The sequence below is a fragment of the Bacillus tequilensis genome (assembly GCF_012225885.1).
GTDB lineage: Bacteria > Bacillota > Bacilli > Bacillales > Bacillaceae > Bacillus > Bacillus tequilensis.
Window position 1 is genome coordinate 869,795 of record NZ_CP048852.1, and the last position, 12,812, is coordinate 882,606.

At 44.0% G+C, this 12,812-nt stretch carries 13 protein-coding genes and 1 rRNA gene; 10 read left to right on the forward strand and 4 right to left on the reverse strand.

The window, feature by feature from the left end; translation table 11 throughout:
* The first annotated feature begins 122 nt into the window (after positions 1-122).
* Entirely contained in the window at positions 123-1,232 is a 1,110-nt protein-coding gene (mutY, locus tag G4P54_RS04525) for an A/G-specific adenine glycosylase (protein WP_167871925.1), read from the forward strand.
* A 6-nt stretch (positions 1,233-1,238) separates the two neighbouring features.
* On the opposite strand, the gene G4P54_RS04530 is transcribed toward mutY, so the two are convergent.
* Entirely contained in the window at positions 1,239-1,463 is a 225-nt protein-coding gene (locus G4P54_RS04530; RefSeq protein ID WP_167871926.1) for a mother cell protein YfhS, read from the reverse strand.
* A gap of 81 nt (positions 1,464-1,544) precedes the next feature.
* On the opposite strand from G4P54_RS04530, the gene fabL reads away from it, so the two are divergent.
* From fabL to G4P54_RS04555, 5 genes are all read left to right on the forward strand, one after another.
* Positions 1,545-2,297 carry an enoyl-[acyl-carrier-protein] reductase FabL gene (gene fabL, locus G4P54_RS04535; protein ID WP_024715671.1) on the forward strand — a complete coding sequence of 251 codons (753 nt, stop codon included), beginning with the start codon at positions 1,545-1,547 and terminating at the stop codon, positions 2,295-2,297.
* A 69-nt stretch (positions 2,298-2,366) separates the two neighbouring features.
* Entirely contained in the window at positions 2,367-2,627 is a 261-nt protein-coding gene (sspE, locus tag G4P54_RS04540) for a gamma type acid-soluble spore protein SspE (protein WP_024715670.1), read from the forward strand.
* A 171-nt stretch (positions 2,628-2,798) separates the two neighbouring features.
* Complete coding sequence (locus G4P54_RS04545) at positions 2,799-3,059, forward strand: YgaB family protein (protein WP_024715669.1); 261 nt, start codon at positions 2,799-2,801, stop codon at positions 3,057-3,059.
* 143 nt (positions 3,060-3,202) lie between these two features.
* The gene (gene ntdP, locus G4P54_RS04550) at positions 3,203-3,733 is read left to right on the forward strand and encodes a nucleoside tri-diphosphate phosphatase (RefSeq protein ID WP_024715668.1); all 531 of its coding nucleotides are present in this window, start codon (positions 3,203-3,205) and stop codon (positions 3,731-3,733) included.
* Positions 3,734-3,818: 85 nt separating this feature from the next.
* Positions 3,819-5,561 (forward strand): ABC transporter ATP-binding protein, encoded by a 1,743-nt coding sequence (locus tag G4P54_RS04555; protein WP_024715667.1) that lies wholly within the window; start codon positions 3,819-3,821, stop codon positions 5,559-5,561.
* Between the two features lie 75 nt (positions 5,562-5,636).
* Here the strand turns inward: G4P54_RS04555 and G4P54_RS04560 are convergent, their stop codons facing one another.
* Entirely contained in the window at positions 5,637-6,698 is a 1,062-nt protein-coding gene (locus G4P54_RS04560; protein ID WP_024715666.1) for an aromatic acid exporter family protein, read from the reverse strand.
* Positions 6,699-6,915: 217 nt separating this feature from the next.
* Positions 6,916-8,205 (reverse strand): glutamate-1-semialdehyde 2,1-aminomutase, encoded by a 1,290-nt coding sequence (locus tag G4P54_RS04565; RefSeq protein WP_167871927.1) that lies wholly within the window; start codon positions 8,203-8,205, stop codon positions 6,916-6,918.
* 151 nt (positions 8,206-8,356) lie between these two features.
* Here G4P54_RS04565 and bcp point away from each other — a divergent pair, with 151 nt between their 5' ends.
* Together bcp and perR are read left to right on the forward strand one after the other, a co-directional pair.
* Positions 8,357-8,830 (forward strand): thioredoxin-dependent thiol peroxidase, encoded by a 474-nt coding sequence (gene bcp, locus G4P54_RS04570; RefSeq protein ID WP_024715664.1) that lies wholly within the window; start codon positions 8,357-8,359, stop codon positions 8,828-8,830.
* A gap of 132 nt (positions 8,831-8,962) precedes the next feature.
* Positions 8,963-9,400 (forward strand): peroxide-responsive transcriptional repressor PerR, encoded by a 438-nt coding sequence (perR, locus tag G4P54_RS04575; protein WP_124073275.1) that lies wholly within the window; start codon positions 8,963-8,965, stop codon positions 9,398-9,400.
* Between the two features lie 34 nt (positions 9,401-9,434).
* Here the strand turns inward: perR and G4P54_RS04580 are convergent, their stop codons facing one another.
* Complete coding sequence (locus G4P54_RS04580; RefSeq protein ID WP_167871928.1) at positions 9,435-9,788, reverse strand: YgzB family protein; 354 nt, start codon at positions 9,786-9,788, stop codon at positions 9,435-9,437.
* A 207-nt stretch (positions 9,789-9,995) separates the two neighbouring features.
* Between G4P54_RS04580 and G4P54_RS04585 the strand changes: the two genes are divergently transcribed.
* Together G4P54_RS04585 and G4P54_RS04590 are read left to right on the forward strand one after the other, a co-directional pair.
* A complete protein-coding gene (locus G4P54_RS04585; RefSeq protein WP_167871929.1) occupies positions 9,996-10,880 on the forward strand; it encodes a nucleotidyltransferase-like protein in 885 nt (294 codons plus the stop codon).
* A 228-nt stretch (positions 10,881-11,108) separates the two neighbouring features.
* Positions 11,109-12,658: ribosomal RNA gene (locus tag G4P54_RS04590) — 16S ribosomal RNA — on the forward strand.
* The last annotated feature ends 154 nt before the right edge of the window (positions 12,659-12,812 follow it).

A 12,812-nucleotide genomic window follows, 5' to 3' on the forward strand; every position in this document is an offset into this window, starting at 1 on the left:
CATATGTTTCCGCTTTTTCTTTACTTCTATTTAATGTAACATATTATCGTACTGTGCCCTTAGTGTACAACAAAAAACAGTCTAAAGAAAAGCAGGGCGCAAAAGACTGGGGAGAAACACATATGAACGTACTTGAAGACAAATTAAAACAAAAAAACATACAGCAATTTCGCGAGGATTTAATCTCATGGTTCGAACGAGAGCAGCGCGTTCTGCCGTGGAGAGAGAACCAGGATCCGTATAAAGTGTGGGTATCGGAAGTGATGCTGCAGCAAACGAGAGTAGAGACAGTGATCCCTTACTTTCTGCGGTTTGTGGAACAATTCCCGACAGTGGAAGCGCTCGCTGATGCTGATGAAGAAAAAGTGCTGAAAGCATGGGAAGGGCTCGGCTATTATTCGCGAGTCAGAAACCTGCAAAGCGCTGTAAAAGAAGTGAAACAGGAATACGGAGGGATTGTTCCTCCAGACGAGAAACAGTTTGGCGGTTTAAAAGGAGTCGGCCCTTATACAAAGGGAGCGGTGCTCAGCATCGCCTATAATAAACCGATTCCCGCAGTTGACGGAAATGTGATGCGTGTCATGTCCAGAATTCTTTCCATTTGGGATGATATCGCCAAACCAAAAACGAGAACGATCTTTGAAGACGCCATACGAGCTTTTATTTCCAAAGAAAAACCCTCTGAATTTAATCAGGGTCTGATGGAGCTTGGAGCCTTGATCTGTACGCCAAAATCACCGTCATGCCTGCTATGCCCAGTTCAGCAGCATTGCTCGGCATTTGAAGAAGGCACTGAAAGGGAGCTTCCGGTAAAAAGCAAAAAGAAAAAGCCGGGGATTAAAACAATGGCCGCGATCGTACTGACTGATGAAGACGGACAAGTGTATATACACAAACGGCCGTCAAAAGGTTTGCTCGCCAACCTGTGGGAATTCCCTAATCTTGAAACACAAAAAGGGATCAAAACCGAGCGTGAACAGCTCACTGCATTTTTAGAAAACGAATATGGGATACAAGCCGACATCAGTGATCTGCAAGGTGTTGTTGAGCACGTTTTTACCCACCTGGTATGGAATATTTCTGTGTTTTTCGGTAAAGTAAAACAAGTGTCGGATGCCAAAGACCTGAAAAGAGTGACGAAAGAAGAGCTCGAACAATTTGCGTTCCCGGTATCACATCAAAAAATCTGGAAGATGGCAGTGGAAGCAGCCGCATATCCGGCTGCTCCGTAAACACTCTTAATCGTAGGAGACGCGCGTGCCGTGGCTGTAGTCCGCTTCATTGCGCTTCATTCCGCCGCGCGCTTCAATTTCTTGCGTTAATTCCCGGTATTTTGATTGGCCTTCTTCGTTCAAATAAGGCATAATTTGCTGAAAGGCATGATGAAAATAGGCGAGTTCACTGTTCTTCCAATCTTCTTTGGGAACCATGTTTAATTCGCTCATATCACGTCCGACATACATAACAGAAAACCCCCTTTTAAGTTCTTGCCATTATTGTTTGTGGAAATATAAGAACTATACGCTACAAGGAGATGAGGAAAAATGGAACAAAATAAATGCGCTCTCGTAACAGGAAGCAGCCGCGGTGTCGGAAAAGCTGCCGCGATCAGACTTGCTGAAAACGGCTATAACATTGTTATTAACTATGCGCGCAGCAAAAAAGCAGCTTTGGAAACAGCGGAAGAAATCGAAAAGCTTGGCGTCAAAGTGCTTGTCGTAAAAGCAAACGTGGGCCAGCCGGCAAAAATCAAAGAAATGTTTCAGCAAATTGATGAAACGTTCGGCAGACTTGATGTTTTTGTCAATAATGCGGCGTCTGGCGTTCTGAGACCTGTCATGGAACTAGAAGAAACACACTGGGACTGGACGATGAACATTAATGCGAAAGCGTTGCTATTCTGTGCTCAGGAAGCGGCCAAGCTAATGGAAAAGAACGGAGGCGGGCATATTGTCAGCATCAGTTCATTAGGTTCGATCCGCTACCTTGAAAACTACACGACAGTTGGCGTATCAAAAGCGGCATTAGAAGCTTTAACCCGTTATCTTGCGGTTGAGCTTTCGCCAAAACATATTATCGTCAACGCCGTATCAGGCGGAGCGATTGATACAGATGCCCTCAAACATTTCCCGAACAGAGAGGATCTGCTTGAGGATGCGCGTCAAAACACGCCGGCGGGACGCATGGTCGAAATTAAAGACATGATTGACACTGTTGAATTTCTAGTGTCTTCCAAGGCTGACATGATCCGCGGACAGACAATTATCGTCGACGGCGGACGCTCACTGCTCGTTTGAAAATTTTTTAAAAAAGAGGAATAGCCATACGATCACCTGCACATTCTAAAGACCGTGGAGGTGATAACAATGGCTAACTCAAATAATTTCAGCAACACAAACGCACAACAAGTCAGAAAACAAAACCAACAATCAGCTGCCGGCCAACAAGGTCAATTCGGCACTGAATTTGCTAGCGAAACAAACGCTCAGCAAGTCAGAAAACAAAACCAGCAATCAGCTGCCGGCCAACAAGGTCAATTCGGCACTGAATTCGCTAGTGAAACGAACGCTCAGCAGGTAAGACAGCAAAACCAATCTGCTGAACAAAACAAACAACAAAACAGCTAATCACTGAAACAGAAAAAAGCACTTCATCCTCGGGTGAAAGTGCTTTTTTCTGTTTGAAAACGACAAAACTTGTGGAAGGTCTACATAATGAGTCAAAGGGTTTGCTTCATTGGAATCGAAATGATTAAAGGAGGAATCGTTTATACTTACACAAGGCTGAAGGAGGAACCAATGACGGAATTTGAAAAGCTGGTAAGTGAACAGATGAAAACGATGGACAAGCTTCTCGAGCTTCAATCAGAGCTCGATCGCTGTAAACAAATTGAAGCAGAACTCCGGCATTTGGAAAGGGATGCAAGGCTGCGCGGTATTCAGGATGAAATTGCGGTAAAACGGAAACATCTTGCCGATATACAGGATATGTTTCAAAAGCAGACAGAGCAGGTGATTCGTTCTTATCGCAGCTCAGAAAAGCCGTCTTCCTTTGTGTAGAGCAGGAATGTGCCATTCCCCGGCCGGAATGGCTCTTTTATTTTCATTTTTCAATTTGTAACGTTATAATAGGTAAAAGACGTTGTCGGTAAGCAAATTTGGACATACTAACTGCAGGGCTTTATAGAAAGTAGGGGAGAAATATGGGCTATCCCAAGGAAGGAGAAACCATTCAAATTCACAGCTATAAGCACAATGGGCTAATTCATAGAATTTGGAATGAGACAACAATCTTAAAAAGTACAGAAATGTGCGTCATCGGAGCTAATGACCGGACGATGGTAACCGAATCAGACGGCCGGACATGGATAACCAGAGAGCCCGCAATCTGTTATTTTCACGCAAGACAATGGTTTAATGTCATCGGCATGCTGAGAGAAGACGGGGTTCATTACTATTGCAACATCAGTTCTCCGTTTGCCTATGATGGCGAAGCAATTAAATATATTGATTATGACTTAGATGTTAAGGTTTTTCCTGACATGACCTACAATATTCTCGATGAAGACGAATATGATGATCATCGGAAAGCGATGAATTACCCAAAAGAAATCGACAGTATTTTAAGAGACTATTTAAACACGCTGCTTCATTGGATTCATCAGCGCAAGGGACCGTTTGCACCCGAGTTTGTCGATATGTGGTATGAACGGTATTTGCACTATACAAAATAATGGTTATGTGAAAACCTGTTGCGGGGCCAACAGGTTTTTCACATGGGCTCACACACATCATGATAAAGAGAGAGGGGGAATCAGCGTGGGGGTTATGAAACGCTACATGCAATTCGTCAAACCTTATAAGAAGCAAATTTTCGTTACAGTATTAATCGGGATTGTAAAATTCTCCATTCCGCTTGCTCTCCCATTGCTTCTGAAGCACGTAGTTGACGACATTATTCAAGGAGGCGGCACGGCCAGTGACAAAACAACTTCACTGTTCACCATTATGGCGATCATGTTCGCCTTATTTTTAATTTTGCGCCCGCCTGTTGAATATTATCGGCAATATTTTGCCCAGTGGACAGCCAGCAAGGTGCTCTATGATATAAGAGCTAAGCTGTTTGACCATATACAGAAACTGAGCCTTCGATTTTATGCGAATACGAGAACAGGGGAAGTCATTTCCCGAGTGATCAATGATGTGGAACAAACAAAGGATTTTGTCATCACAGGTCTGATGAATATATGGCTCGATATGCTGACGATTTTGATTGTAATCTCTATCATGCTGACACTGGACGTGAAATTAACGCTGATCTCGATCGTTTTATTCCCGTTATACGGCATATCAGTGAAATATTTTTACGGCCGATTAAGAAAGCTGACTAGGGAGCGCTCACAGGCGCTTGCTCAAGTGCAGGGGCATTTGCACGAGCGGATTCAAGGCATGCCGGTCATCAGAAGCTTTGCGATAGAAGATCATGAACAGGCTCATTTTAACGAGAAAAACGGCCATTTTCTAGATAAAGCGATCCGCCATACGAATTGGAATGCCAAAACCTTTGCAGTCGTTAATACGATTACAGATTTGGCGCCGCTCATCGTGATTGCGTGCGCCGGCTATTTTGTCATTAATGGGCCGCTGACAGTCGGAACAATGGTTGCGTTTGTCGGATATATTGACAGAATGTACAACCCTGTTAGAAGGCTGATTAATTCCTCTACAACATTGACACAGTCAATCGCATCAATGGACAGGGTGTTTGAATTTATCGATGAGCCTTATGAACTCACTGATAAACCAAATGCCATTAAGGCCGAACAGATCCGCGGAGAAGTGGAATTTCAAAACGTTTCATTTCAATATGAAAAGGAAAAAGAAAACATTCTCCATGATGTCTCTTTAAAAGTAAACAGAGGAGAAACCGTAGCGCTTGTCGGCATGAGCGGAGGAGGCAAATCAACACTTGTCAGCCTGATTCCGAGATTTTATGATGTGACAAGCGGAAGACTGCTGATTGACGGGACAGACATTCGCGATTATGAAGCGAGGAGTCTTCGCAACCAGGTTGGCATGGTGCTTCAGGATACCTTTTTATTCAGTGAGACGATTCGGGAAAATATCGCAATCGGCAAACCTGATGCCTCTCTTGACGACATTATCGAAGCCGCGAAAGCTGCCAATGCACATGAATTTATCATGAGTTTTCCTGAAGGGTATGACACCCGGGTGGGAGAAAGAGGCGTTAAGCTGTCAGGCGGACAAAAGCAGCGGATTTCAATCGCGCGGGTATTTTTGAAAAATCCGCCGCTCCTCATTTTAGATGAAGCGACATCAGCTCTTGATCTGGAAAGTGAGCACTATATTCAAGAAGCGATGGACAAACTGGCGAAGGACAGAACAACGTTTGTTGTCGCCCACCGTTTATCAACGATCACACATGCGGATAAGATTGTTGTCATGGAAAACGGCACAATCATCGAAATCGGAACCCATGATGACCTCATGGACTACGACAGTCAGTATAAGCACTTATTTACCATTCAAAATTTGAACTAAAACATCAATCTTATATCCTTTTAACGAAGGATATAAGATTTTTTTGTATAGAAAAAACCCGGCTGATTAACCGAGTTACTCTTCTATTTCTATTTCGCAATCTTTCGGATGATACGTTTGAAAACTTGTGATGAGGGTTTCCAAATGTTCAAGCTGCTCGCGATATTCTACAGCGCTTGCCATAATATTGAGCATGTTGTAATCAATCAGTTCATCATCCGTGTTCTGCTGATTCTTTAAGAATGACTTTGTTAAAAGCTGCTTATATTGAATGCCTTCTTCATCTGTATCATCATGCGGCTTGATTTTGCCGACAAACCGCATCAAAATCAGTTCATGCCAGTAAAGCAGGTAATCAAGCTCTTCAGTCAGTGTTTCCTGGAATTCTTCCGGCATATGATAGATGTCGTTTTCCAGGCGATGCAGCTTCTTCAATGTATCAAGCGCTCGGTTTGCGGTGATGATGGCCTGTCTGAACAGGACAAGCTTTCTTGATTTTACATAAGTCGTTTTCTTAAAGTAGCTTCTTTCTTCTTTATAAAGAAGATAAGTCTGATCAAGCTTGATCATTTTTTCTTTCAGTTTTTCAATATCCTCTTTCAAAATCGAATGCTCTGTTGACTGCCGCATGGACAGCCTGATCCACTTCATAATTTCTTCTGTGTTTTCGACCGTATTATGGATCAGCTTTGTTTCGTACTTAGGAGGCAAAAACACAAGGTTGACAATAAAGGAAGAAAGCACCCCTAATATGACTGTGCTTGTTCTGACCAGCGCGAACATTAAAAAGTCGTCACCGGCGGATTCTAAAATCGCAATTACTGTGACAAGAGCAATCGAAATGGTATGTTCAATTTTAAGTTTCAGCATGATTGTAATGACAATAACTGCTGTCAACCCGATCATAATCGGGCTGGGTCCGAAAATAAGGCCGAATACTGTGGCAATCACAGCACCGATAATATTTGCCTGAACCTGGTCAATAATAATGAGAAAAGAGCGGTAAATCGACGGCTGAATCGCAAATATCGCTGCAATTCCAGCGAAAATCGGCGCGGGAAGCCCGATCCACGAAGCCAAATAAAGAGCAAGTGTAATCGCAATCCCGGTTTTGAAAATGCGGGCACCAAGTTTCATTGGTTTGTGCGTGCATTCCTTTCTATAGTAAATTGTGTAACATAGCAAATGGCTAATCCTTAAAATTCCCGGTCAGTTTATTTGCTAAACAATTAAGTAATATACAGGGATCGTTACAAATATTCAAGCTATTTTTCAAGAAAAAGACCAAAATCTTACACGATGTACGAACTAATAAAAAACAGGAGCCCGCTGCTCCTGTCAAAGGTGTCTGATTCTAGTTTTTTAGATGTTTAAAAGCATCCTCGACCGCTGCAAGCGTGTCTTTAATATCCTGCTCTGTATGGGCGGTTGTAATAAACCACGCCTCATATTTAGAAGGCGCTAAATTAATGCCGCGTTCCAGCATCAGTTTGAAAAACGCAGCGAATGTTTCTCCGTCACTCCGTTCAGCCTGCTCATAATTTTCGATTTTCTCATCAGAGAAGTAAACCGTAAGTGCACCTTTTAAGCGGTTAACGGTAATCGTGATTCCGTGTGTTTTTGCGTGCTGTAAAATGCCCTCCTCCAGCATTGCGCCGAGATGGTCGAGCTTTTCATATACGCCTTCCTCTTTAAGTACTTCCAGACAAGCGATGCCTGAGAGGATGGAAGCGGGATTCCCTGCCATTGTTCCAGCCTGGTAAGCCGGTCCCAGCGGAGCTACCTGCTCCATGATTTCTTTTTTGCCGCCATAAGCGCCAATCGGAAGTCCGCCGCCGATAATTTTTCCGAGAGCGGTTAAATCCGGTTTCACCTGCAGCAGATCCTGCGCGCCGCCATACATAAAGCGGAAAGCCGTAATGACTTCATCGTAAATAACAAGCGCGCCTGCATCGTGAGTCAATTCATTTACTTTTTCTAAGAAGCCTTCCTTCGGTTCAACAATTCCAAAGTTGCCGACAATCGGCTCAACGAGAACTGCCGCGATTTCACTGCCCCATTTATCAAGAGCCGCTTTATAGCTTTCGATATCATTAAATGGAACTGTGATCACTTCGTTTGCAATGCTTTTCGGTACACCGGCTGAGTCTGGCGTGCCGAGAGTAGACGGGCCGGAGCCGGCAGCCACAAGCACAAGGTCTGAATGCCCGTGATAACAGCCTGCAAATTTGATGATTTTTGTTCGGCCTGTATATGCGCGAGCCACGCGGATGGTCGTCATAACAGCTTCTGTTCCCGAATTGACGAATCTTACTTTATCCATAGCGGGAATGGCTTCTTTGAGCATTTTTGCAAATGTAACTTCATGTTTCGTCGGTGTTCCATACAATACACCGTTCTCTGCTGCTTTTTTAATTGCTTCTGTAATATGCGGGTGGGCATGTCCGGTAATGATCGGACCGTACGCCGCTAAATAATCGATGTATTTATTGTCGTCCACATCCCAAAAATAAGCGCCGTTTGCTTTTTCCATTGCAACGGGTGAACCGCCGCCGACGGCTTTATATGATCTAGACGGGCTGTTTACACCGCCGACAATGTGCTTTAATGCCTCATTGTGAAGTTCAATTGATTTTGTATGCAAGAATAAAAACCTCCTATATCTCCATGCGTCCTTTCTATTGTAGCATGCTTCCGGACAAGAACAATGAATTCAGGCTTGAGATGCAGGGGGCATGGTTGTAATCTGGACAAAAATTGGATACGCTTAATAAAAAACATCCGGAGGTAAAGCAATGACAATAGAAATCGGACAAAAAGCGCCTGACCTTGAGTTAAAAGGTGATCATGGGGAAACAGTAACGTTATCGGATTATAAAGGAAAGTATATCGTGCTTTACTTTTATCCAAAAGACATGACGCCGGGATGCACAACGGAAGCATGTGATTTTCGGGACAGCCACGAAAGCTTCGCTGAACTGGATGCCGTGATTATCGGCGTCAGCCCGGACAGCCAGGAAAAACACGGGAAATTTAAAGAGAAGCATAACCTTCCTTTTCTGCTTCTTGTTGATGATGAACACAAGCTGGCCGAGGCGTTTGGCGTCTGGAAGCTGAAGAAAAACTTCGGAAAAGAGTATATGGGGATTGAGCGCTCCACTTTTTTAATCGATAAAGAAGGACGGCTCATTAAAGAATGGAGAAAGGTAAAAGTGAAGGACCATGTAGCAGAAGCTCTCCAAACTCTCAAAGATATGTCTGAAAAGTAAATTCGTCTATCGGCCTCATACGATATGCTTACTTTTACCCTGATATGAATTGACAAATTATCGTAGAAAGAGTTACACTAATTATAAACATTACAATGTAAGAATTTTTTTTAGAAGAGAGGTGCATGACGGATGGCTGCACATGAACTAAAAGAAGCCTTAGAAACGTTGAAGGAAACCGGAGTTCGCATCACTCCTCAACGTCATGCGATTCTGGAATATCTCGTTAACTCTATGGCTCATCCAACAGCGGACGATATATATAAAGCTCTGGAAGGAAAATTTCCTAACATGAGCGTAGCGACGGTATATAACAATTTGCGTGTGTTCCGGGAATCCGGTTTGGTAAAAGAGCTCACATACGGCGATGCTTCCAGCAGATTCGATTTTGTCACATCCGATCACTATCACGCGATTTGTGAAAACTGCGGTAAAATTGTGGACTTCCACTACCCGGGTCTTGACGAAGTGGAGCAGCTGGCTGCCCACGTCACAGGCTTTAAAGTAAGCCACCACCGCTTAGAAATTTACGGCGCCTGTCAAGAGTGTTCGAAAAAAGAAAACCATTAAAAATAAGCTGACCGCACGAAACGGTCAGCTTATTTTATCTGGATATTTTCTTTTTATTATAAGACTCATCAAATTCTTTTCCTTCTAATCCTTTATCTAAAGTGAGCGGCTCTCTGCAATGCATGCACATATCGACTCTTCCTAAAATCTTTGTCTCTTTTTCACAGCCCGGACATATGACGCGAACCGCTTTGGTCGAAAGCATCCCGATCCAAAAGTAAACAACCGTGCTGAGACCAATGGATAGAAGCCCAAGTATCATAAACAAACTAGAAAGCAACACTGACTCTTTGAAAAAAATCCCGATGTACATAATGATAAACCCAACGAAAACCAAACTTAATGCGAATGTTCTGATTTTATTAATTTTGCTGGAGTATTTCGCCATGTCCATCCCCCTTTGATCTAACTATAGCACAAACCTGATGGGATTTTCTTCATGTTTTCTACTGGAATGGAATTTACATATGGAGACTTATTGAGAAATTGTTTATAATAGTTCAATGTGTTTAGAAAAAAGGAATTTCGTTTTCATCATAGAATTGAATCAAATAGAGAATAAAAAAATTTGAACAATTGCATTGGAGGAATGGTGATGGATAATCTTCTCCGTCCAATTTACCAAGAAAGAGCAAGTCATCCCAATACATTGGCTGTCATTATCATTGAGAGAAGAAACAAAACATCTTCCTTAACAGACAACTTTGATGCTGCTTTGCTGGTGATTGTAAAAGAGGCTGACGAGCCTGTTTTTATAAAGCATTATGAACTTGATCAAAAAACAGCTTCATTACATGTGGTAACAGATTCTCAGATTCAAGAATGGATTTTGCTTGGTACGAATAGAAGAATCATAGATTGGATTATAAATGGTAGAGTTTTATTTGACCGTAACGAATACATAGTAGAACTGAGTGACAGGCTGAATACATTTCCGTTTGCTGAACGCAAACTGAAGATCGGACTCGAATACGGCAAATTAATCAGAAGATATGTAGAAGGAAAAGCTTTTTTTGAAGCCAATCAATTTTTAGATGCTTACAACGCCGTTGTTCATGCGCTGCATCATTTAGCGCGTATTGAAGTGATTGACAGAGGATTCCATCCGGAAACAACAGTATGGAGCCAAGTGCGTCAGATAGAGCCGCAAGTGTACAAATTATATTCAGAGCTGATTGAAAGTCACGAGAGCCTAGAAAAAAGACTCGAATTATTATTCTTAGCAAATGATTTTCTCATCCATTCCAAAGCCGAGATCGGTTCCGCCCACCTTTTCGCAGTAATGAAGGAAAAAGACATTTGGCAATTCGGTGAGCTTCTTCAGCATCCTGATCTAAAACACTTTACCCAAGATCTTGGTGTTATGCTTGATTACCTGACGGACAAGGGAATGATTGACGTTTGTCAGATAGAAACGAAAGGGCAGGCTGTCTATCACCGCGGATATTCTTTTAAAAAAGATGTTGACTCTGATTCTTGACCGTGATATATTATTAAACGTCGCTGATGCGCTTCTGAAAAAACAAGCTCACAGCGGCGGAGATATAATCGAAAAAACATTTGACAAAAGAAAGTTAAAATGTTATATTAATAAAGTCGCTTCAACAAGAAGCGGAAATGATCTTTGAAAACTAAACAAGACAAAACGTACCTGTTAATTCATTTTTAAACAAATCGCACAGCGATGTGCGTAGTCAGTCAAACTACTTTATCGGAGAGTTTGATCCTGGCTCAGGACGAACGCTGGCGGCGTGCCTAATACATGCAAGTCGAGCGGACAGATGGGAGCTTGCTCCCTGATGTTAGCGGCGGACGGGTGAGTAACACGTGGGTAACCTGCCTGTAAGACTGGGATAACTCCGGGAAACCGGGGCTAATACCGGATGGTTGTTTGAACCGCATGGTTCAAACATAAAAGGTGGCTTCGGCTACCACTTACAGATGGACCCGCGGCGCATTAGCTAGTTGGTGAGGTAATGGCTCACCAAGGCGACGATGCGTAGCCGACCTGAGAGGGTGATCGGCCACACTGGGACTGAGACACGGCCCAGACTCCTACGGGAGGCAGCAGTAGGGAATCTTCCGCAATGGACGAAAGTCTGACGGAGCAACGCCGCGTGAGTGATGAAGGTTTTCGGATCGTAAAGCTCTGTTGTTAGGGAAGAACAAGTACCGTTCGAATAGGGCGGTACCTTGACGGTACCTAACCAGAAAGCCACGGCTAACTACGTGCCAGCAGCCGCGGTAATACGTAGGTGGCAAGCGTTGTCCGGAATTATTGGGCGTAAAGGGCTCGCAGGCGGTTTCTTAAGTCTGATGTGAAAGCCCCCGGCTCAACCGGGGAGGGTCATTGGAAACTGGGGAACTTGAGTGCAGAAGAGGAGAGTGGAATTCCACGTGTAGCGGTGAAATGCGTAGAGATGTGGAGGAACACCAGTGGCGAAGGCGACTCTCTGGTCTGTAACTGACGCTGAGGAGCGAAAGCGTGGGGAGCGAACAGGATTAGATACCCTGGTAGTCCACGCCGTAAACGATGAGTGCTAAGTGTTAGGGGGTTTCCGCCCCTTAGTGCTGCAGCTAACGCATTAAGCACTCCGCCTGGGGAGTACGGTCGCAAGACTGAAACTCAAAGGAATTGACGGGGGCCCGCACAAGCGGTGGAGCATGTGGTTTAATTCGAAGCAACGCGAAGAACCTTACCAGGTCTTGACATCCTCTGACAATCCTAGAGATAGGACGTCCCCTTCGGGGGCAGAGTGACAGGTGGTGCATGGTTGTCGTCAGCTCGTGTCGTGAGATGTTGGGTTAAGTCCCGCAACGAGCGCAACCCTTGATCTTAGTTGCCAGCATTCAGTTGGGCACTCTAAGGTGACTGCCGGTGACAAACCGGAGGAAGGTGGGGATGACGTCAAATCATCATGCCCCTTATGACCTGGGCTACACACGTGCTACAATGGACAGAACAAAGGGCAGCGAAACCGCGAGGTTAAGCCAATCCCACAAATCTGTTCTCAGTTCGGATCGCAGTCTGCAACTCGACTGCGTGAAGCTGGAATCGCTAGTAATCGCGGATCAGCATGCCGCGGTGAATACGTTCCCGGGCCTTGTACACACCGCCCGTCACACCACGAGAGTTTGTAACACCCGAAGTCGGTGAGGTAACCTTTTAGGAGCCAGCCGCCGAAGGTGGGACAGATGATTGGGGTGAAGTCGTAACAAGGTAGCCGTATCGGAAGGTGCGGCTGGATCACCTCCTTTCTAAGGATATATACGGAATATAAGACCTTGGGTCTTATAAACAGAACGTTCCCTGTCTTGTTTAGTTTTGAAGGATCATTCCTTCGAAACGTGTTCTTTGAAAACTAGATAACAGTAGACATCACATTCAATTAGTAAGACAAGATATCACATA